Below are 21,413 nucleotides of genomic sequence, written 5' to 3'. Positions count from 1 at the left end.
GGCCGCCGAAGGCGCGGCCGCGCCCGACCGCCTCGGCGACTGGCTCGCCGGACTCTTCTCCCTCGCCCGCGAAGAGGTCGTCGCCGAGGACGAGGGCGTCATCGCCGCCGTCGACGAACTCGTCGGCGACCTCACCGAGGCCGAGTTCCTCGAAGCCCTCCCCGCGCTCCGCCACGCGTTCGCCATGTTCCCCCCGCGCGAGCGCGGCCTCATCGCCGAACGCGTCGTCGCCCTCGCCGGCGGCGGCGACGCCGCGGACCTGACCAAGCGACTCGACGTCGACCCCGTGACCGTGGCCGCGTCCCTGGCCCTCGAAGCCCGGGTCGACCTCGTGCTCGGCCGCGAAGACCTCCTGTTCGCCGAGCCCCCGAACCCAAGGGAGACAGCATGAGCGCCGAACTCGAGCGCTGGCGGCTCATCCTCGGCCCCGCCGCCGAGCGCTGCACCGGCGGCCTCAGCCAGGAGAACGCCGGGCGCGACGCCGCCCTCGACTGGCTCTACGGCCGCGACGACGACCTCGGCAAGCGCGGCGTCCGCCGCGGCGGCGCGCGCGGCGCCTCCAACGACCGCAAGGGCGGCGACGAAGCCTCCATCGTGACCACCGTGGACTGGCTCGACAGCATCCACCGGCTGTTCCCCAAGGAGACCATCGAGCGCCTCGAACGCGACGCGATCGAGCGCTACCAGATCAACGACGTCCTCACCGACCCCGACGTCCTGGCCCGCATCGAGCCGAACCCGGCCCTGCTCAAGGCCGTCCTCCAGACCAAGCACCTCATGAACCCCGCGGTCCTCAACGCCGCCAGGCGGATCGTCGAGGAGGTCGTGCGCCAGCTCGTCGAGAAGCTCTCGATCCAGGTCCGCACCGTCTTCACCGGCAGCCGCAACCGCAAGCCGAGCTTCCACCGCCGCGCCCGCGACTTCGACCTCAAGCGCACCCTCAAGTCCAACCTCAAGCACTACCGGCCCGAGGACCGCCGCGTCGCCATCGAGCGCCCGCACTTCCACTCCCGCACCTCCAAGCGGCTGGAGCAGTGGCAGCTCGTGCTCCTGGTCGACCAGTCCGGGTCCATGACCAGCTCGGTCATCCACTCGGCCGTCACCGCCGCGTGCCTGTACGCCCTCCCGGGGCTCAAGACCCACCTCGTCGCGTTCGACACCAGCGTCGTCGACATGACCTCCGAAGTGGACGACCCCGTCGAGCTGCTCATGAAGGTCCAGCTCGGCGGCGGCACCGACATCGCCAAGGCCGTCGACTACGCCGCCGGGCTCATCGAGAACCCCCGCCGCTCCATCGTCGCCCTCATCACCGACTTCTACGAGGGCGGCAGCGAGGCCCGCCTCGTCCACACCACCAAGCAGCTGTGCGAGCAGGGCACCCAGTTCCTCGGCCTCGCCGCCCTCGACGAGGACGCCAACCCCTCGTACGACCGCAACCTCGCGGGCCGCATGGCCGCCGTCGGCGCCCACATCGGCGCCATGACCCCCTCCCACCTCGTCGAGTTCGTGGCCGAACGGCTCGGCACGTGAGCTCCCTCCCGCCCACCGCTCGCTTCCCGAAACGGAGTGACCACCGTGTCCAGAAGTGACCTCCTGGCCCTCACCCAGGACGCCCTCGCGGCCCTCGCCAACCGCGGCCTCGTCAAGCGCGCCGCCAAGGACCTCGACGCCGGCACCGCCCCCGAGCTCACCCTCGCCGACGGCGCCCTCACTGCCGTCTTCCCCGACGGCGCCACCGCCGTCCTCGCCGCCGAAGGCGGCCTCGAGACCGCCACCTGCACCTGCGGCGCCCCCGGCAAGTGCCGCCACCGCATCGGCGCCGTCCTCGCCTACCAGCGCGAGCACGCCGGCGCCGCCACCGAGGCGGCCGAGACCGGCACCGCCCCGGCCGAGCCCGAGCCCCCCGCCACCCCCGCCGCCATCACCGACGAGCAGCTCCTCGACGCCCTCGGCCCCCACGCCCTCAAGGCCGCCGAGGCCACCCGCAAGGCCGGCTACACCGCCCGGCTCGTCTGGCCCGGCCCCGACCGCCCCGCCGCCGCCGAGCTCCCCGCCGCCACCGTCAGCTTCCTCGTCCCCGGCCTCGGCTACGTCCACACCGACGCCACCGGCCCCGCCCGCGACACCGCCATCGTCCTCGCCGTCTGGGCCTTCCGCGCCGCGGACCCCGCCGCCGCCACCGTCGCGGTCGGCGGCGCCGACCCCCAGGAGACCCTCGCCGAGTCCGTCCACCTCGCCGGCCAGGTCCTCCTCGACGGCGCGGCCGGCGCCGACGCCGTCCTGCGCGCCGCCCTCCAGCGCGAGGCCAAGGCCCTCACCCGCCGCCGCGCCCACTGGCCCGCCGGCGCCGTCACCGACCTCATCGACCAGCTCCAGCGCTACGAGGACCGCTCCGCCGCCTACGACCCCCACCGCCTCGCCGTCCTCCTCGCCGAGATCCCCGCCCGCGCCCGCACCGCCGCCCACCCCCTCGGCACCCCCGCCGCGCACGTCCTCGGCAGCGAGGAGGCCGACGCGACCCCGCTGACTCTCGTCCGCCTCACCGGCCTCGGCGCCCGCGTCGGCACCGAAGGCGACCGCCGCACCCTCGAGGTCTACCTCGCGCAGCCCGAGACCGGCATGGTCCTCTCCATCAAACGCGACTGGCCGATCCCCGAGAACGACCAGGTCACCGGCGCCGAGGTCGCCTCCCGCCGCCTCGCCGGCTGCCGCATCGGCAGCCTCGCCGCGGGCAACACCGTCACCGAGGCCGCCACCCGCACCGCCGCCCGCGCCCTCAAGCTCGGCACCGGCCGCCTCGCCAAGACCCAGGTCCTCCCGCTCGGCCTCGCCTGGAACGACCTCCCGTCCTCCCTGCGCGCCACCGACCTCGGCGCGCTGGCCGAGGAGCTGGCCGAGCGCCCGCCCGCGCTCGTGCGCCCGCGCGTGGCCGCCGAGTCCCTGCGGGTCCTCGCGGTCGCCGAGACCGAGCTGCTCGGCTACGACCCGGCGTCCCAGCGGCTGCACGCCGTCGTCACCGGCCCCGACGGCGGCTCCGCGCTCGTCGTCGTCGCCCACACCTCGGCCTCCCCGGGCGCGCTGGAGGCCGCCGAGAAGGCCTTCACCGCCGGGCCGCTCGCCGTCGCCGGACACGTCCACCGCCACCGCGGGCGGCTCATCGTCGAGCCGACCGCGATCCTCACCCCCGACGGCCCGGTCGTCCCCGACTTCGCGCCGGGCGACGACTCCGCGGAGCTCGCCGCCGCGGGCGACGCCGCCGCCTCCGAGCCCGTCGCGGCCGCGATCGAGGACGCGATCTCAGTGTGCGCCGATCTCGCGCACCAGGGCCTGCGGCGCTCCCGCGAGCCCTCCCGGGTCCGCGTCGAGGCCGCCGCCTCGGCCCTCAACCGCGTCGGCCTCCAAAGGGCCGCAACGGACTTCGTGCACCTGTCCAAGGCGTTGGGCGACGAGGACGAACCCGCCAAGGCCGCCGCCTGGACCGCCGCCGCCGTCCGGATGCTGGTCACGGCCGAACTCCATTGATCGCTGAGCTACAGTCAGGCACCACCGGGCGAGCCCGGCGACTTGTGCCTCATCCGGCGCCGCTGGCTGCGGCCCGGAGAGCAGATCGCGGCCGCCGTCAGGCGACCGCTCCGGACCCCTGACAAACGGCCCAAGCCACACGTGCCCGTGCACGCACGTTCACGGCGGCTATGACGTCGGCTGGTCCAGCGAGACCACATCCACGACAACAGAATTCATCTCTTGATCTTCGATTCGACCGTTCAGTGTGCCCGCAGAGCGGGCAGCGTCGACTCGTGTTCCAGGCGTCGACCACGATCACCGGCACTCCAGCGCGCCGGGCTTTGTAGGCGATGTACCGCGCCAACTGGTGGAACGGCCAGCGGGAGATCCTGCCGCGCTGGGGCCGGGTGAGCCGTACCCGGTCGCGGATGCCCTCGAGGTCTTCGAGAGCGATCCCGCGACCGGTGCGTTCGGCCGCCGACACGATCTCCTTGGCTATCTTGTGATTGACTTGACCTGCATGACGGGCCTCCCTGCGGGAGCGAAGCTTCAGCCTCCGCTTCGCGGCCTTCGTCTGCTTCGCCTGCAATTCGGCTCGGGCCCGCGCCGTTCGCCGTCGGTACCGCTCGAGGTCCCGACCCTGGAAATTCACGCCGTCAGAGGTGGTGGCGAGATTCGCGATCCCCCGGTCGACGCCGATGAAGTCCACCGGTTCGCGAATCTCGCTCTCTGGAAGGTCGACTGTCGCCGCCAGATAGAACTCGCCATTGCGGACCATCAGGTCCGATTCTCCCTTTCGCCATGCATGGAGCAGGGACAAGCCCTGCTTTGAGCACGCGAATCGAATGGCGCGAATTCTCCCGGTCACGGTTCGGATCGACACCGTTCTCGCTCCGAGATCCCATGACAGCGAGCGGTCGTCGAACGGCTGCGCCGACTCGGCCCGGAACCTGACCGGCTTGGCGAGCGCCTTCTCCGCCCGGCTTCCCCGGACCGCGCCGGTCCGGACCTGGCCGTACACGACTGTGTAAGCCTGGTGCACCTTTCTGACCACCTGCTGAGCGACCTGCGCTCCGACGCCGCTGGCTTTCACGGACGCGTACACCCTGCCCCTGAGCGCGTACTCGCGCTCTACGCGTCCCGTCGCCGGGTCGCGGTGCGCGAACGCGGTTTCGGCGACCCGGTTCGCCTGCTCGTTGCAGATGCGGATCGTCGCGGCGAGCGCGGTCCGCGCACACGGACCGGGTTCGAGTTTGACCACCACGACCTGCTTCACAGGATCGAAATTACATGGCTTGATCGGTGATTCCAGGAAGTGACACGCCTTCACTGCGGTTTCGCGTTTCAACAGCAATGCGTGAGCCCTTCTCGGTCGGACCCAGGGGCGCTGAGGCGAGCCCGGGAAATATGATGTCCAGGTCACTGGGAAATCCCCAGTTCTTCAACCCAGCCACTCAATCACCACAGGGACCATCCGTCCCCTCCGCAGAGTCGGCGATTCACATCGAAGCAATGAGGCTTTCTGTGCCATCTCAAACTGTGGACCTGCAAGACCCGATCTTCCTTGCCCACCGCGGCGGCAAGCTCCGCACCTCGACCACCGTCCCCCTCGAGAGCCGCGAGGACCTCTCGGTCGCCTACACGCCCGGCGTGGCCCGGGTGTGCGAGGCCATCGCCGCCGACGAGTCCCTGGCCCGCACGCACACCTGGCGCTCCAACGTCGTCGCCGTGGTCACCGACGGCACCGCGGTGCTCGGCCTCGGCGACATCGGCCCGGCCGCGTCCCTCCCGGTCATGGAGGGCAAGGCCGCGCTGTTCCGCCAGTTCGCCGACGTCGATGCCGTCCCGATCTGCCTGGACACCAAGGACCCCGACGAGATCGTGGCCGCCGTGGCCGCCATCGCGCCGTCCTTCGGCGGCATCAACCTGGAGGACATCGCCGCCCCCCGCTGCTTCGACATCGAGGACCGCCTCAAGGCCCTCCTGGACATCCCGGTGTTCCACGACGACCAGCACGGCACCGCCGTCGTCGTCCTCGCCGCGCTCACCAACGCGCTGCGGCTCCAGGAGCGCCGCGCCGAGGACCTCACGGTCACCGTCGTGGGCGCGGGCGCCGCCGGCGTCGCGATCACCAAGATCCTCACCGAGGCCGGCGTCGGCGACGTGATCGTCTGCGACTCGTCCGGGATCATCCACGAGGGACGCGGCCGCCTCAACTCCGTGAAGGCCCGCCTCGCGACCTTCACCAACCGCTCCGGCCGCAGCGGCGACGTCACCGAGGCGCTGCGCGGCGCCGACGTCCTCGTCGGCGTCTCCGGCGGCACGATCCCCGAGTCCGCGCTGGAGGGCATGGCCGACGGCGCGATCGTGTTCGCCCTGGCGAACCCGACGCCGGAGGTCGCACCCGAGATCGCCCTGCGCCACGCCGCGATCGTCGCGACCGGGCGCAGCGACTACCCGAACCAGATCAACAACGTGCTCGCGTTCCCGGGGATCTTCCGCGGCGCCCTCGACGCCGGGGCCGCGCAGATCACCGAGGCGATGAAGCTCGCCGCGGCGCAGGCGATCGCGGACATCGCGGTCGACGGCCTCGCCGCCGACCGCATCGTCCCCTCGCCGCTCGACCCGCGCGTGGCCCCCGCGGTCGCCGCCGCGGTCAAGGCCGCCGCCTAGGGCGGGCCCTAAACAGGCTCGGCGAGCAGCTTCGCCAGCGCCGAGATCACCTCGCGGCCCTCCACCTGGGAAGACCATTCCCTCGGGAGGGCCGCGTGTCCGTACGCGGCCCCGTACAGGTTCCCGAGGATCGACCCGGTCGAGTCGGAGTCGCCGCCGTGGCTCACGGCGGCGACGAGCCCGGCCCGCACGTCGTCGGTGCCCAGGAGGCAGTAGACGGCGATCGCGAGGGCCTCCTCGGCGATCCAGCCCTCGCCGAGCGGGGCGCAGGTGTTGGGGCCGGGCGGGACCTTCCCGGCGTGCGCGTAGGCCCGCTCGAGCGCGTCGGCGGTCTCGGAGCGGGAGAGGTCGCGGCGCAGGTGCAGCAGCGTCTCGGAGACGGCGCGCTGGGGCGTGGCGCCGTCGAGGAGGTGCGCGGTCATCATCGCGAACGCGCCCGCGGCGGTGCCCGCCGTCGGGTGGCCGTGGGTGAGGGCGGAGCACTGCTCGGCCAGGTCGTAGGCCGCGGCGGGGGAGTGGCGCAGGCCGAAGGGGGCCGAGCGCATGACGGTGCCGCAGCCCTTGGAGTTGGGGTTGACGCCCGGACGGGCGCCGTGGGCGAGGCCGGTGATGCAGGCGTTCCCGGGGGCGCGGCGGGCGTACAGCCACGGCTGGGCCGCGAGCCCCTCGGAGGCCAGGGGCGGCATGGGCTCCCGCTGGGTCTCCAGCCACCGCAGGTAGGCCTCGCGGACCGACTCGACCTCGCCGCCGGGGCGGGCGAGGAGGAGGCCCTCGGCGGTGAAGAGGGTCATCTGGGTGTCGTCCGAGACGCGGTTGTAGCGCATCTCGGTGACCCCGGCGGGGCCGAACTCGGCTTCGATGTGCTGCCAGGCGTCGAACTCGACCTGGTATCCGAGGGCGTCGCCGACCGCGCCGCCGATGAGGCTGCCGAGGACGCGGTCGTGTCGCGAGAGCGCTTGTGTCACGCCCGGATTCTATTGCGCCGGTGCCGCTCCGGGCCGAAGCGGCGCGTCCCGTCTTGACCGGGTGATCGTTAACATGCACAATACATTGACATGTTTCGACCTCAATCAGGACGGAAGACGATGAAGCCTCCGACCAGCACGAGAGCGGTGACCGTCGCAGCAGCGGCGGCCGTCGTGCTCGCCTCCCTCACCGCGTCCGGGGCGTCGGCCGCCGAGGCCGAGGCGAGCATCGCCGTGGACCTCACCGCCGCCACCGACATCTCCGACGAGCTGTACGGCCTCTTCTACGAGGACATCAACCACGCCGCCGACGGCGGCCTCTACGCGGAGCTGGTCCAGAACCGCTCCTTCGAGTACGGCCCCGCCGACCTCGGCGGCTACCACGCGCTGACCGCCTGGGCAGCAAGCGGTGTCACCGCCGCGACCGCCGACCCGCTCAACGACCGCAACGCCGTCTACGTCACCGCCGCGCCCGGGGCGACCCTGGTCAACAGCGGCTACAACACCGGCATGGCCTTCACGGCGCGCGACGACTACGACCTGAGCTTCTGGGCCCGCGGCGAGGCCGAGATCCAGGTGGTGCTCACCGACGCCTCGGGCGCGGCGATCGCCGACGCTGTTACCGTTCCCATCGACTCGCCGGACGAGTGGACGAAGTATGAGGCCGAACTCGAGGCCTCCGCGGCCACCACCACCGGCCGCCTGGCCCTCACCACCACCGGCGCCGTCGACCTCGACATGGTCTCCCTCTTCCCCGAGGAGACCTTCAAACGCCGCGAGAACGGCCTGCGCGAGGACCTCGCGAAGCTCATCGACGACCTCGACCCGTCATTCCTGCGCTTCCCCGGCGGCTGCATCGTCAACACCGGGTCCTTCGACCCCGACTCCCGCGAGCGCGCCTACAACTGGAAGGACACCGTCGGCCCCGTCGAGGAGCGCCTGACCAACCAGAACTTCTGGGGCTACAACCAGTCCTACGGCCTCGGCTACTTCGAGTACTTCCAGTTCGCCGAGGACATCGGCGCCGAACCGCTGCCGGTCGTCCCCGTCGGCACCACCGGCTGCGGCGACTCCCCGGAGATCACCGACCCCGAGGAGCTCGACCGCTGGGTCCAGGACACCCTCGACCTCATCGAGTTCGCCAACGGCTCCACCAGGACCGAGTGGGGCGCCCTGCGCGCCGCCATGGGCCACCCGCGGCCCTTCGGCCTGGAGAAGATCGGCCTCGGCAACGAGGAGTACAAGGACCAGTTCTACGTGAACTTCCCCGCCTTCAAGGACGCGATCCGCGAGGCCCACCCGGACATCGAGATCATCGGCAACTCCGGTGTCGACGACGCCGGCGCCGTCTTCGACCGCTCCTGGGAGTTCATGCGCGAGCAGGAGGTCGACGCCGTCGACGAGCACTACTACAACTCCCCGGAGTGGTTCCTCGCCAACAACGACCGCTACGACTCCTACGACCGCTCCGGCCCGCACGTGTTCGTCGGCGAGTACGCCTCCCGCTCCAACACCTGGTGGAGCGCCCTCTCCGAGGCCTCCTACCTGACCGGCCTCGAACGCAACGGCGACGTGGTCGACATGGCCTCCTACGCGCCCCTGCTGTCCAACATCGACTACGTCGACTGGGCCCCCGACATGATCTGGTTCGACAACCACCAGACCGTCAAGTCCGCCAGCTACGAGGTCCAGCACCTCTTCGCCAACCACACCGGCGACCAGGTCTTGGCCTCCACCCTGGACGCCGCCCCGCTCGAACCCGAGGACATCGCCGGCGGCATCGGCCTCGCCACCTGGAACACCGCCGCCGTGTACGACGACGCCAAGGTCACCGCCGCCGACGGCACCGTCCTCTTCGAGGACGACTTCGCCACCGGCAGCGACGGCTGGACCGTCACCGGCCCCGGCGGCACCCCCAGGGGCACCTGGGAGGCCGCCGACGGCGCCTACCGCCAGACCGCGATCGTCGAGGACGCCCGCTCCACCGCCGGCGCCGCCGACTGGTCGAACTACACCTACGAGGTCAAGGCCACCAAGACCGCCGGCAGCGAGGGCTTCCTCGTCATGTTCGGCGTCGAGGGCACCGACGACTACTACTGGTGGAACCTCGGCGGCTGGAACAACACCACCAGCGCCGTCGAGAAGTCCTCCGCGGGCGGCAAGTCCACCCTCGTCAACCACGACACCGTCATCGAGACCGGCCGCACCTACGACCTCAAGCTCCAGGTCTCCGGCCGCACCGTCACCGGCTTCGTCGACGGCGAGCAGGTCTTCAGCATCGAGGACGACGGCGGCGTCGAACCGCTCTACCAGGTCGTCACCCGCGACGAGGACACCGGCGAGATCACCCTCAAGGTCGTCAACGCCCAGCCCGAGGCCGTCACCACCGACGTCGCCCTCACCGGCCGCCGCCTCAAGGACCGAGGCGAGGTCACCACCCTCGCCTGCGACCCCGGCTGCGACAACATCCTCGGCCAGGACCAGGTCGTCTACCCCGTCACCGAGCGGACCGGCGGCCTCGGCAACGAGTTCACTTACGAGTTCGCCCCCTGCTCGGTCACCTTCATCACCCTGAAACCGCAAGGGAGGCACTAGTACACGAGCGGCCCCGGGCTTCCGCCCGGGGCCGCTCCACGCTTCGGGGCCTACGCCTCCGACCGGACGACCGGCTCCCGCTCCGCGCCGTCTTCGACAGCGTCCTTCTCGACGATGAAGTCGCCCTCGCGCTCGCCGTGGATCTCGTAGTGCAGCGGCACCGCGACGGTGCTCGGCTCGCGCCGGCGCAGGCTGAACGGGACCCCCACCGCGGCCACCCACAGCACGCCCGCGCCGAGCATGTGCATCCCGACCAGCAGCTCCGGCAGGTCGAGGTAGTACTGCGTGTACCCGATGACGCCCTGGAGCAGCTCCACCGCCAGCAGCACATACGCCGTGCGCACCGCCTTCTCCGGCGCCTTCACCGCGTGCAGCGCCGCGATCAGCGCCACCGTCATGCCCAGCAGCAGCCACACCAGGTCCGCGTGGAGCTGCGACATCAGGGCCGGGTCCAGGCCGTTGCGCGGCGTGTCCGCGTCGCCCGCGTGCGGACCCGAGCCCGTCACGATCACGCCGAGCACGATCACCGCGCCCGCCACGCCCACCAGGCCCCGCCCCAGCAGCACCACCGCACGGGGGACCAGCGGGACCACCGCGCCGTCCGGCTCGCCCGAGCGCACGTACAGCGCCACCGAGAGCGCCACGAGCGGGATCGACGCCAGGAAGTGCAGGCCCACGACCCACGGGTTCAGACCCGTCCAGACCGTGATCCCCCCCAGCAGCGCCTGGACCGGCACGTACAGGCACACGCCGAACGCCAGCTTCACCAGCGACGCCCGCCGCGGCACCCGCAGCCACGCCGCCAGCAGCGCGCCCACCGCGACCGCCACGAGCGCGAACGTCAGCACCCGGTTCCCGAACTCGATCGCCCCGTAGATCCCCATCTCCGGGGTCGCCACCAGCGAGTCCGCGGTGCACTTGGGCCACTCCGGGCAGCCCAGGCCCGACTCCGTCAGGCGCACCGCGCCGCCGGTCACGATGATGCCGACGTTCGCGATCACACTGGCCAGCGCCCACCGGCGCACCGCGCCCGGCTTGCTGAACCACCGCTGCAACAGGTTCACCCGGCGAACCTAGCCCGCAGCCCGCGAGCCCCCGCCACCTGGGTCTCCCGGTGTGGGCCGCATCGTCGGACGCCGATGTGAGGTTAGGCAAACCTGCGTGCCCCGTCTCACCTTCGGCCATCTCGACGGCTCGCGGCGAATTAAGTAACATTTATCTTGTGGAAATGGTGACGAGGGCGACCAGCCACTCGACGGACGGGGACACCCGCCGCCGAGTGACCCGCCACCTGCTCGAACGCGGCCACGCCACGGCCGCCGACCTCGCGCAGGACCTCGGCATCACCGCCACCGCCACCCGCCGCCATCTCGACGTGATGGAGGCCGAAGGTCAGGTCGAGACCCGCGTGGTCAAGACCGCCGGCCGCGGACGGCCCGCCAAGAGCTACCAGCTCACGCCCGCCGCCCGCACCTCCTTCGGCCACACCTACGACGACCTCGCGATGGAGGCGCTGCGCTGGATCCGCCGCTTCGAAGGCGAGGGCGCCGTCAGCGGCTTCGCCGCCGAGCAGGTCGCGCGCCTGGAGGCCCGGTGCCGGGCCGCCCTCGACGCGGTCGACTCGGACGATCCGATGGCGCGCGCCCAGGCGCTGGCCACCGCCATGTCGAGCGAGGGCTACGCCGCCACGGCGTCCGTCATCGCCTCGGGCGGGCAGATCTGCCAGCACCACTGCCCGGTGGCGGGCGTGGCCGCGGAGTTCCCGCAGCTGTGCGAGGCGGAGACGCGGGTGATCAGCCGCCTGCTGGGCGTCCACGTCCAGCGCCTGGCGACGATCGCCAACGGGGACGGGGTGTGCACCACCCACGTGCCCGGCAAGAGCCGCGGCCGCAGGGCCGCGCACGGCGCCAGGGGAGGCGGACCGGTTCCGCTGCCCGACCCCAGTGCCCCGACCGACAACCCGACAGGTCAAAGGTGAGACTTCAGATGACCGACACGCAGAAGAGCGAGCCGCTGAGCCAGGAGGAGGCCCTCGCCTCCCTCGAACGCTACGAGTACGGCTGGGCCGACTCGGACGTCGCCGGCGCGAACGCGCGGCGCGGGCTGACCGAGGAGGTCGTCCGCGACATCTCCGCGCGCAAGAGCGAACCCGAATGGATGCTCGACCTGCGCCTGAAGGGCCTCAAACTGTTCGGCCGCAAGCCCATGCCGAACTGGGGCGCCGACCTCTCGGGCATCGACTTCGACAACATCAAGTACTACGTCGAGGCGTCCGAGAAGCAGGCCGAGTCCTGGGAGGACCTGCCCGAGGACATCAAGAAGACCTACGACAAGCTGGGCATCCCCGAGGCCGAGCGCCAGCAGCTCGTCTCCGGCGTCGCCGCCCAGTACGAGTCCACGGTGCTCTACCACTCCATCCGCGAGGACCTGGAGCAGCAGGGCGTCGTCTTCATGGACACCGACACCGGCCTGCGCGAGCACCCGGAGATCTTCAAGGAGTACTTCGGCTCCGTGATCCCGGTCGGCGACAACAAGTTCGCCGCGCTCAACACCGCGACCTGGTCGGGCGGCTCGTTCATCTACGTCCCCAAGGGCGTCCACGTCGACATCCCGCTCCAGGCCTACTTCCGGATCAACACCGAGAACATGGGCCAGTTCGAGCGCACGCTCATCATCGCCGACGAGGGCTCGTTCGTGCACTACATCGAGGGCTGCACCGCCCCGGTGTACTCCTCGGACTCGCTGCACTCCGCGGTCGTGGAGATCATCGTGAAGAAGGACGCCCGCGTCCGCTACACGACGATCCAGAACTGGTCGTCGAACGTGTACAACCTGGTCACCAAGCGCGCGATCGCCGAGCAGGGCGCCACCATGGAGTGGGTCGACGGCAACCTCGGCTCGAAGGTCACCATGAAGTACCCGGCCGTGGTCATGGTCGGCGAGCACGCCAAGGGCGAGGTCCTGTCGGTCGCCATGGCCGGCGAGGGCCAGCACCAGGACACCGGCGCGAAGATGACGCACGCCGCGCCGCACACCTCCTCGACCATCGTGTCGAAGTCGATCTCGCGCGGCGGCGGGCGCACCTCGTACCGCGGCCTGGTCCAGGTCGACGAGGGCTCGCACCACTCGAAGTCCACCGTCAAGTGCGACGCGCTCCTGGTCGACACCATCTCGCGCTCCGACACGTACCCGTACGTCGACATCCGCGAGGACGACGTCGACATGGGCCACGAGGCGACGGTCTCCAAGATCGGCGAGGACCAGATGTTCTACCTCATGAGCCGCGGGCTCACCGAGGACGAGGCGGCCGCCATGATCGTGCGCGGCTTCATCGAGCCCATCGCCAAGGAGCTCCCGATGGAGTACGCCCTCGAACTGAACCGTCTGATCGAGCTGCAGATGGAAGGCGCGGTCGGTTAAGCGACCCGGCCCGGAGACTAGGAACCAGAGTTTTCTATGAGCATTGAAGTGGCCCCGAAGCCGCACACGCACGGCCTCGGCGAGGTGCCCCCGAAGACGAAGTCGCAGCTGCTGCGCTCGTTCGACCCGGAGGAGTTCCCGGCGCTGAACGGCCGCGAGGAGGACTGGCGCTACACGCCCGTCAAGCGCCTCGCGGGGCTCGACGCGACCGACACCGCCCCGGCGGCGAAGGCCGCCGAGTACGCCGTCCGCAGCCTGCCCGAGGGCGTCACCGCCGAGGCCGTCGGCAAGGACGACGAGCGGCTCGGCTCGATCCTGACCCCGTTCGACCGCCCCAGCGCGGTCGCCTGGGCCAAGACCGAGAAGGCCCTGGTCGTCGCCGTCGCGCCCGAGACCGCCGTGTCCGAGCCCGTCTGGATCGACGTCACCGGCGGCGGCCTCGACGGCGCCACCTGGGCCCACACGTTCATCGAGGTCGGCCACCACGCCGACGTCACCCTGATCGTGCGCCACACCGGCCAGGCCCGCCTGGTCGACAACGTGGAGGTCTCGGTCGGCGACGGCGCGCACCTGCGCCTGGTCGTCCTCGCCGAGTGGGACCGCGAGTCCACCCACGTCGAGCACCAGAAGGCCCGCCTCGGCACCGACGCGAAGCTCGACCACATCGCCGTCACGCTCGGCGGCGACCTGGTCCGCCAGTACCTGTCGGTCGACTACGCCGGCCGCGGCGGCTCCGTGGACGCCTACGGGCTCTACTTCGCCGACACCGGCCAGCACCTGGAGCAGCGCCAGCTCGTGGACCACTCCGTCCCCGACTGCCGCTCGAACGTGAACTACCGCGGCGCCCTCCAGGGCGAGACCGCGCGCACGGTCTGGGTCGGCGACATCCTCATCCAGGACGCCGCCACCGGCACCGACACGTACGAGATCAACCGCAACCTGGTGCTCTCCGACGGCGCCCGCGCCGTCTCGGTCCCCAACCTGGAGATCGAGACCGGCGAGATCGCCGGCGCCGGCCACGCCTCGACCACGGGCCGCTTCGACGAGGAGCACCTGTTCTACCTCCAGTCGCGCGGCATCCCCGAGGCCGAGGCCCGCCGCCTGGTCGTCAAGGGCTTCTTCAACGAGATCGTCTCCAAGGTCCCCGACGAGGCCCTGCGCGAGGAGCTCACCGAGCTCGTCGTCGCCCGCTTGGACGCCGGAGCGGCCGCGGCATGACCGACGCCGACTTCCTGCGCGTGTGCGCGCTCGACGACCTGCCGGAGTCCGAGCCCGTCGCGGCCGACATCCACGGCACGTCGATCGTGCTCGTGCGCAAGTCCGACGAGGTGTTCGCCCTCTACGACGAGTGCTCCCACGCCGCCGTGGCGCTCTCAGAGGGCGACGTCGACGACTGCTCGATCGAGTGCTGGCTCCACGGGTCGATGTTCGACCTGCGCACCGGCAAGCCGTCGGGGCCGCCCGCCACGACCGCGGTCCCGACCTACCCGGTCGAGCTCCGCGACGGCGACGTCTACCTCAGCCTGAAGCCCAAGACCACCGAAAACGCCTAGAGGAAACTGTTATGAGCAAGCTCGAGATCCGCGACCTGCACGTCTCGGTCAACACCGAAGAGGGCGCCAAGCCGATCCTGCACGGCGTCGACCTGACCATCAACTCCGGGGAGACCCACGCCATCATGGGCCCGAACGGGTCCGGCAAGTCGACCCTGGCCTACTCGCTGGCCGGGCACCCGAAGTACGAGATCACCGGCGGCACGGTCCTCCTCGACGGCGACGACGTCCTCGACATGACCGTCGACGAGCGCGCCCGCGCCGGCCTCTTCCTCGCCATGCAGTACCCGGTCGAGGTCCCCGGCGTCAGCGTCTCCAACTTCCTGCGCACCGCCAAGACCGCGGTCGACGGCGAGGCCCCGAAGCTCCGCACCTGGATGAAGGACCTCAAGGGCGCCATGGCCGAGCTGAAGATGGACGAGGCGTTCATCAACCGCAACGTCAACGAGGGCTTCTCCGGCGGTGAGAAGAAGCGCCACGAGATCGTGCAGATGGAGCTGCTCAAGCCCAAGTTCGCGATCCTCGACGAGACCGACTCCGGCCTCGACGTGGACGCCCTGCGCGTCGTCTCCGAGGGCATCAACCACGCCAAGGAGACCACCGACTCCGGCGTCCTGCTCATCACGCACTACACCCGCATCCTGCGGTACGTGAAGCCCGACTTCGTGCACGTCTTCGTCGACGGCCGGATCGCCGAGGAGGGCGGCCCGGAGCTCGCCGAGAAGCTCGAGGCCGAAGGCTACGAGTCCTACGTCGGCACGAAGGCCGCCTAGACCAGGAGGAGCCCGTGGAGGCTGTCACCAAGCTCGACGTCGAGGCCGTCCGCGCCGACTTCCCGATCCTCAAGCGCATGATCGGGGACCGGCCGATCGCCTACCTGGACTCCGCTGCGACCTCGCAGAAGCCCGTCCAGGTCGTCGAGGCCATGCGCCGCTTCACCGAGCACTCGAACGCGAACATCTCGCGCTCGGTGCACACCCTCGGGGCCGAGGCCACCGAGGCGTACGAGGGCGCCCGCGCCCGGGTCGCCGCCTTCATCGGCGCCCCGAGCGCCGACGAGGTGGTGTTCACCAAGAACTCCACCGAGGCGATCAACCTGCTCGCGTACGCGTTCCAGAACGCCGCGCTCGACCCGCACGCCGACCCGAGGTTCCGCCTCGCGCCCGGCGACGAGATCGTCGTGACCGAGATGGAGCACCACGCCAACCTGATCCCGTGGCAGCAGCTGGCCCAGCGCACCGGGGCGACCCTGAAGTGGATCGGCATCACCGACCACGGCCGCCTCGACCTGGAGTCGGTCCCCGAGGTCATCACCGAGCGGACCAAGCTCGTCTCGTTCACGCACGTCGCGAACCTGCTCGGCACGGTCAACCCGACCTCGCAGATCACCGCCCGTGCCCGCGAGGTCGGCGCCCTGGTGGGCCTCGACGCCTCCCAGTCCGTGCCGCACATTCCCGTGGACGTGGCGGAGATCGGCGTCGACTTCATCGCCTTCACCGGCCACAAGATGCTCGGCCCCACCGGGATCGGCGTCCTGTGGGCGAAAGCGGACCTGCTCGACGCCATGCCGCCGTTCCTCACGGGCGGTTCCATGATCAAGACCGTCACCATGGAGCGGACGACCTTCGCCGACGCGCCGGCCAAGTTCGAGGCCGGCACGCCGCCGATCGCCGAAGCGGTCGGCCTCGCCGCCGCCGTCGACTACCTCGACTCGCTCGGCATGGAGAACGTGCGCGCCCACGAGAAGGAGCTCGCCGGGTACATGCTCGAACGGCTCGAGACCGTCGACGGGCTCACCGTCATCGGACCGCGCGTCCCGATCGGGCGCTCGGCCACGGTCTCCTTCACCTTCGACGGCGTGCACCCGCACGACGTCGGCCAGGTCCTCGACGCCGAGGCCATCGCCGTCCGCGTCGGCCACCACTGCGCCAAGCCCACCTGCGACCGCTTCGGCGTCAACGCCACCACCCGCGCCTCCGCGTACGTGTACAACACGCACGAGGAAATAGACCGGCTCGTGGAGGCGTTGGGCAAGGTGCGAAAGGTGTTCTCCTGATGAATCTCGACGAGCTGTACCAGGAAGTCATCCTGGACCACTACAAGCGCCCCCGCGGCGCCGGCCTGCGCGAGCCCTACGAGGGCGAGTCGCACCAGGTCAACCCGACCTGCGGCGACGAGATCACCCTCCGCGTCCACGTCGACGGCGACAAGGTCGCCGACGTCTCCTACGAGAACGTCGGCTGCTCGATCTCCAAGGCCTCCGCCTCGGTGATGTACGAGCTCGTCAACGGCGCCACCGTCGAGGACTCGCTGGCCCGCCTCGCCGAGTTCACCGAGCTCATGAACTCCAAGGGCCAGGCCGAGGGCGACGAGGAGACCCTGGAGGACGCCGTCGCGTTCGCCGGCGTCTCGAAGTACCCCATGCGCGTCAAGTGCGCGCTCCTGGGCTGGATGGCGTTCAAGGACGCCCTGGTCCGCGCCGAAGCCCAGACCTCCGGAAGGACCGACGCATGACCGACACCGTGAAGGCCAAAGAGGACGACATCCTCGAGGCGATGAAAGACGTCGTCGACCCCGAGCTCGGGATCAACGTCGTCGACCTCGGCCTCATCTACGGCGTCCACGTCGACGAGACCAACGTGGTCACGCTCGACATGACGCTGACCTCCGCGGCCTGCCCGCTCACCGACGTCATCGAGGACCAGTCCCGCTCGGCCCTCTGCTCCGGCGCCGAGGGCGGCCTCGCCGCCGACCTCAAGATCAACTGGGTGTGGATCCCGCCGTGGGGCCCCGACAAGATCACCGACGACGGCCGCGACCAGCTGCGCGCCCTGGGCTTCAACGTCTGACACCCCGCACATGGTCAAGATCCGCCCCGCCGCGGGCGGCGGCAGGATCGTCGAGGTCGAACCCGAACGCCTCCCCAAGTGGGTGGCGAACTTCGCGGCGCGCAACGGCGGCATCGCCGCCCACCACGCCGAGGACGACGCCTGGACGATCGAGTCGAACGAGGGACCGCCGGCCGGCCCCGGCGCACCTGCGAGCCGCCAGACGGCCCAGGTCCGCTGGGCGCTGGCCGGCGGCCTCCCCGCCGGCTGGCTCCTCGACGACGACCCGCTGAAGGCCGCCGAGCACCTCCGCGACTACGCCCTCGAACCCCGCGTCATCGCGGTGCTCCTCGCCCGCAAGGGCGCCTACTCCGTCGGCGTCCTCGAGGACGGCCGCATCACCGCCTCGAAGACCGACACCGCCTACGTCCAGGGCAAAACCAAGGCCGGCGGCCAGTCCCAGCAGCGCTTCGCCCGCCGCCGCGAGGGCCAGGCCCACGCCGCCGAGAAGCGCGCCCGCGACGCCGTGTTCGCCGTCCTCGGCCACGCCCGCTTCGACGCCCTCGTCACCGGCGGCGTGGTGGACGGCATCCTCGAAGACCCCCGCCTCGCCAAGCTCAAGCCCGCCGCCCACTTCGGCGACATCGCCGAGCCCAAGCAGGCCCTCCTCACCGAGACCGCCTACCGCGCCATCGGCTTCCGCATCCTCGTCGCCGCGGCGACCGGTCGAACGGCGTCCGGCCGTGCGGACCGGCTCGACTACGACGATGCGGTGTTCGACGTCGACCCCGACCTCCGGCGGAGGTTCTACGGGGACGACGACCGCGGCTGACACCGCGCCTCATCCCAGGGCGAGGTCGACCAGGCGCTTCGCGTGGAGGCGGGTGGAGTCGAAGACCGGGACCGCCGTGTCGGTCTCGTCGACCAGGAGGGTGATCTCGGTGCAGCCGTAGATCACGCCGTCGCAGCCCTCGGCCGCCAGGCCGGCCATGATGCGGCGGTACGCGTCGCGGGACTCGTCGCGCACGACGCCGAGCGTCAGCTCCTCGTAGATCACCTCGTGCACCACCGCGCGGTCCGCGGCGTCCGGCACGACGACCTCGACGCCGTGCGTCGCCATGCGGTCGGCGTAGAAGCCCATCTCCATCGTGAACCGGGTGGCGAGCAGGCCGACTCGGGTGAGGCCCGCGGCGCGGATCGCGTCGGCGGTGGCGTCCACGAGATGCACGAACGGGATCTCCACCGCCGCCTCGATCCGGTCCGCCAGCAGGTGCATCGTGTTGGTGCACAGGCCGATCAGATCGGCGCCACCGCGCTCCAGGCTCACGGCCGCGTCGGCGAGGACCTTCCCCGCGCCGTCCCAGTCGCCCGCCCGCTGCATCGCCTCGATCTCGCCGAAGTCCACGGTGTGCATCAGGCTCCGGGCGTTGTGCTGCCCGCCCAGCCGGTTCCTGACGTCCTCGTTGACGAGCCGGTAGTACTCCGCGGAGGACTCCCAGGACATCCCGCCGATCAACCCGATGGTGCGCATNGAACTGGCGTTCAAGGCCGCGTGACCGCAACGGAGGCGGCCCCGGGCGATCGCCCGGGGCCGCCTCCGTTGCGGTCACGCGGCCTTGAACGCCAGTTCGGTCGACCAGCCGCCCTGGATCTGGTCCTGGACCTTCATGTGCAGCAGCTGGAACGCCTCCAGCGCCGCGGCGTGCTTGAGGCCGCCCACGTCGATCGGGCGGAGGTCGGCGTCGAGGCACAGGCCGCTGACGGTCCGCTTGGCGTCGGGGTCGTCGCCCGCGATGAAGACGTCGAGCGGCGTGGAGTTCGCGAGCCGGGAGGCGAACGTGGTGTTGAACGCCTTGACGACGCGGGCGCCCGGCGCGGCCGCGGCGATCTCCTCGGCGGCCGACCTGCCCGCGGGCGTGACCAGGCCGTCGAAGGTGGCGAAGTCGACCGGGTTGCAGATGTCGACCACGGTCTTCCCGGCGAGCTCGCCGGCCCACATCGACGCGACCTCCTTGCTGCCCTCGTACGGCGTGGCGAGCACGACGACCTCGGCGCCGGCCGTGTTGTTCAGCGGTTCGCCGGCGGCGCTGTCGCCGAGCTCGGCGGCCAGGTCCGCGGCCTTGTCGGGTTCGCGGTCGGCGATCCGGACGCGGTGGCCGCCGCGCACCAGCCGCAGGCCGATGCCGCGGGCCATGTTGCCCGAGCCCACGATCAGGACTTCCATGGATGACTCCTTCGTACGGTCCGGTAGAGACATTCGGGCGGGGCGTCAGGGGGCGGTCTCGGCGCGGACCTCGCACGCCGTCGCGTCCGGGTCGTCCATCGGCGGCTTCGCGCCGCGCAGCACCAGGTTCGGCATGAACAGCGTCAGCACGATCGTCACCGCCGCGATGCACGCGGCGACGAGGAACACCAGGTCGAGGCCGTCGGTGAACGCCTGCTGCACGACGAGCCGCACCGGCTCGGGCAGGTGCGCGACCACCGTGGGGGACTGCATGACCGCCGACAGGTCGGTCTCGCCGAACCCCGCGGCCTCCTGAGGCGAGAGCTGGGCGACCGCGCCCGGCAGGTTCGCGGCGAGCTCGTCGTTCAGCTTCGAGGTCATGACCGCGCCGAGCACGGCCGTGCCGACCGCGCCGCCGAGCGAGCGGGCGAAGTTGTTGGTGCTCGTGCCCGCGCCGAGGTCCTCGATCCGCACGATGTTCTGCATCGCGAGGACCAGGGGCTGCATGAACATGCCCATGCCGATGCCCAGGACCAGCAGGAACAGGCTGCTGGTCCACAGCGGCGTGTCGACGTGGAGCTGCGTGAACAGCGCCAGACCGGCCGTGATCACGATCGACCCGGCCACCAGGAACCACTTGTAGCGGCCCACCCGCGAGATCACGAACCCCGAGGACACCGAGGTGAGCACCATGCCGGCCATCATCGGGATCATGAGGAGCCCGGAGTCGGTGGGGGAGTAGCCGCGGACCATCTGGAAGAACAGCGGGATGTACACGATCCCCGAGAACATGCCCACGCCGAAGATGAGGGCGATGACGCTGGCGAGCGCGAACGTCCCCTGCCGGAACATCCGCAGCGGCAGGATCGGCTCCTCCGCGCGGGTCTCGACGAGGATGAACGCGGCCGTCAGGACCGCCGCGGCGGTGAAGAGGCCGATGATGACCGCGGACCCCCACGCGTATTCGTCGCCGCCCCACGTCACCGCCAGCAGCAGGCACACCACGGCCGGGACGAGGCAGGCCGCGCCGAGGTAGTCGATCCGCCGGGGCCGGGTCGGGAAGTGGTGGCGGCGCAGCACCTGGTCGACGGCGATCATCGCGGCGAGGCCGAGGGGCAGGTTGATGTAGAAGATCCACCGCCAGTCCACTTCGGAGAGCCAGCCGCCGAGGACGGGTCCGGCGACCGAGGAGATGCCGAAGACCGCGCCGAAGAACCCCTGGTACTTGCCGCGCTCGCGGGGCGAGACGACGTCGGAGACGACGGTGAACGCAAGCGAGATGAGCCCGCCGCCGCCGAGGCCCTGGAGGCCGCGGAACAGGATGAGCTGGAGCATGTTCTGCGACAGCCCGGCGAGCGCGGAGGCGACGAGGAAGACGGCGATCGCGACGAGGATGACCGGCCGCCGCCCGTACAGGTCCGAGAGCTTGCCGTACAGCGGCGTGGAGGCGGTGGTCGCGATGAGGTACGCAGTCACGACCCACGTGTAGTCGCCCATGCCGTCGAGGTCGCCGACGATGGTGGGCAGGGCGGTGCCGACGATGGTCTGGTCCAGGGAGGCCAGGAGCATGGTGAGCATGAGCGCGCCGAAGAGGGTGTACAGCTCCTTGCGGCTCATGTCCGCCGCGCTCGCCCGCTCGCCCATAGGAGCG

Annotated in this window: 20 protein-coding genes; 14 read left to right on the top strand and 6 right to left on the bottom strand. The window is 71.0% G+C overall.

The genetic code is table 11. The features are described 5' to 3' along the window. The 3 genes from ABD419_RS15780 to ABD419_RS15770 all read left to right on the top strand — a co-directional run. A partial coding sequence (locus ABD419_RS15780) for a DUF5682 family protein (RefSeq protein WP_344488014.1) occupies positions 1-391 on the top strand: 391 nt, incomplete at its 5' end. Then, entirely contained in the window at positions 388-1,530 is a 1,143-nt protein-coding gene (locus tag ABD419_RS15775; protein ID WP_344488013.1) for a VWA domain-containing protein, read from the top strand. The genes ABD419_RS15780 and ABD419_RS15775, both read left to right, overlap by 4 nt. A 45-nt stretch (positions 1,531-1,575) precedes the next feature. Beyond that, positions 1,576-3,522 (top strand): hypothetical protein, encoded by a 1,947-nt coding sequence (locus ABD419_RS15770; RefSeq protein ID WP_344488011.1) that lies wholly within the window; start codon positions 1,576-1,578, stop codon positions 3,520-3,522. A gap of 97 nt (positions 3,523-3,619) precedes the next feature. Here ABD419_RS15770 and ABD419_RS15765 read toward each other — a convergent pair whose 3' ends face one another. Then, positions 3,620-4,780, bottom strand: a complete 1,161-nt coding sequence (locus ABD419_RS15765) for an RNA-guided endonuclease InsQ/TnpB family protein (RefSeq protein WP_344488010.1) — start codon at positions 4,778-4,780, stop codon at positions 3,620-3,622. A gap of 248 nt (positions 4,781-5,028) precedes the next feature. On the opposite strand from ABD419_RS15765, the gene ABD419_RS15760 reads away from it, so the two are divergent. Then, the gene (locus tag ABD419_RS15760) at positions 5,029-6,177 is read left to right on the top strand and encodes an NAD(P)-dependent malic enzyme (RefSeq protein ID WP_344488009.1); all 1,149 of its coding nucleotides are present in this window, start codon (positions 5,029-5,031) and stop codon (positions 6,175-6,177) included. An 8-nt stretch (positions 6,178-6,185) separates the two neighbouring features. Here ABD419_RS15760 and ABD419_RS15755 read toward each other — a convergent pair whose 3' ends face one another. After that, positions 6,186-7,142 (bottom strand): ADP-ribosylglycohydrolase family protein, encoded by a 957-nt coding sequence (locus tag ABD419_RS15755; protein WP_344488008.1) that lies wholly within the window; start codon positions 7,140-7,142, stop codon positions 6,186-6,188. Positions 7,143-7,262: 120 nt separating this feature from the next. On the opposite strand from ABD419_RS15755, the gene ABD419_RS15750 reads away from it, so the two are divergent. Next, the gene (locus ABD419_RS15750; RefSeq protein WP_425556076.1) at positions 7,263-9,737 is read left to right on the top strand and encodes an alpha-L-arabinofuranosidase C-terminal domain-containing protein; all 2,475 of its coding nucleotides are present in this window, start codon (positions 7,263-7,265) and stop codon (positions 9,735-9,737) included. A 50-nt stretch (positions 9,738-9,787) separates the two neighbouring features. On the opposite strand, the gene ABD419_RS15745 is transcribed toward ABD419_RS15750, so the two are convergent. Continuing rightward, complete coding sequence (locus ABD419_RS15745; RefSeq protein WP_344488004.1) at positions 9,788-10,801, bottom strand: COX15/CtaA family protein; 1,014 nt, start codon at positions 10,799-10,801, stop codon at positions 9,788-9,790. 164 nt (positions 10,802-10,965) lie between these two features. Between ABD419_RS15745 and ABD419_RS15740 the strand changes: the two genes are divergently transcribed. The 9 genes from ABD419_RS15740 to ABD419_RS15700 are packed head-to-tail and all read left to right on the top strand — an operon-like array spanning position 10,966 to position 18,370. Further along, positions 10,966-11,715, top strand: a complete 750-nt coding sequence (locus ABD419_RS15740) for a helix-turn-helix transcriptional regulator (RefSeq protein WP_344488002.1) — start codon at positions 10,966-10,968, stop codon at positions 11,713-11,715. Positions 11,716-11,723: 8 nt separating this feature from the next. Continuing rightward, entirely contained in the window at positions 11,724-13,157 is a 1,434-nt protein-coding gene (sufB, locus tag ABD419_RS15735) for a Fe-S cluster assembly protein SufB (protein ID WP_344488000.1), read from the top strand. A gap of 36 nt (positions 13,158-13,193) precedes the next feature. Next, positions 13,194-14,375, top strand: a complete 1,182-nt coding sequence (gene sufD, locus ABD419_RS15730) for a Fe-S cluster assembly protein SufD (protein WP_344487998.1) — start codon at positions 13,194-13,196, stop codon at positions 14,373-14,375. Then, positions 14,372-14,710: a non-heme iron oxygenase ferredoxin subunit gene (locus ABD419_RS15725; RefSeq protein ID WP_344487996.1), complete on the top strand. Its 339-nt coding sequence runs from the start codon at positions 14,372-14,374 to the stop codon at positions 14,708-14,710. Before sufD ends, ABD419_RS15725 begins: the two co-directional genes overlap by 4 nt. A gap of 11 nt (positions 14,711-14,721) precedes the next feature. Then, entirely contained in the window at positions 14,722-15,483 is a 762-nt protein-coding gene (gene sufC, locus ABD419_RS15720; protein ID WP_344487994.1) for a Fe-S cluster assembly ATPase SufC, read from the top strand. 14 nt (positions 15,484-15,497) lie between these two features. Further along, on the top strand, positions 15,498-16,766 hold the full coding sequence (locus ABD419_RS15715; protein WP_344487992.1) for a cysteine desulfurase: 1,269 nt from the start codon (positions 15,498-15,500) through the stop codon (positions 16,764-16,766). Continuing rightward, positions 16,766-17,224, top strand: coding sequence for a Fe-S cluster assembly sulfur transfer protein SufU (gene sufU, locus ABD419_RS15710; RefSeq protein ID WP_344487991.1), 459 nt, complete (start codon positions 16,766-16,768; stop codon positions 17,222-17,224). The genes ABD419_RS15715 and sufU overlap by 1 nt, the downstream gene beginning before the upstream one ends. After that, positions 17,221-17,559 (top strand): metal-sulfur cluster assembly factor, encoded by a 339-nt coding sequence (locus ABD419_RS15705; RefSeq protein WP_344487990.1) that lies wholly within the window; start codon positions 17,221-17,223, stop codon positions 17,557-17,559. Before sufU ends, ABD419_RS15705 begins: the two co-directional genes overlap by 4 nt. A 10-nt stretch (positions 17,560-17,569) precedes the next feature. Then, positions 17,570-18,370 carry an acVLRF1 family peptidyl-tRNA hydrolase gene (locus ABD419_RS15700; RefSeq protein WP_344487989.1) on the top strand — a complete coding sequence of 267 codons (801 nt, stop codon included), beginning with the start codon at positions 17,570-17,572 and terminating at the stop codon, positions 18,368-18,370. Between the two features lie 9 nt (positions 18,371-18,379). Here ABD419_RS15700 and ABD419_RS15695 read toward each other — a convergent pair whose 3' ends face one another. From ABD419_RS15695 to ABD419_RS15685, 3 genes are all read right to left on the bottom strand, one after another. Further along, on the bottom strand, positions 18,380-19,069 hold the full coding sequence (locus ABD419_RS15695) for an aspartate/glutamate racemase family protein (protein WP_344487987.1): 690 nt from the start codon (positions 19,067-19,069) through the stop codon (positions 18,380-18,382). Between the two features lie 75 nt (positions 19,070-19,144). Next, a complete protein-coding gene (locus ABD419_RS15690) occupies positions 19,145-19,762 on the bottom strand; it encodes an NADPH-dependent F420 reductase (RefSeq protein WP_344487986.1) in 618 nt (205 codons plus the stop codon). A gap of 45 nt (positions 19,763-19,807) precedes the next feature. Next, positions 19,808-21,406 (bottom strand): MDR family MFS transporter, encoded by a 1,599-nt coding sequence (locus ABD419_RS15685; protein ID WP_344487984.1) that lies wholly within the window; start codon positions 21,404-21,406, stop codon positions 19,808-19,810. Positions 21,407-21,413 lie beyond the last annotated feature (7 nt).

It is taken from the genome of Glycomyces endophyticus (assembly GCF_039531525.1).
Lineage (GTDB): Bacteria > Actinomycetota > Actinomycetes > Mycobacteriales > Micromonosporaceae > Glycomyces > Glycomyces endophyticus.
This window is presented reverse-complemented; position numbering and strand designations above follow the sequence as displayed.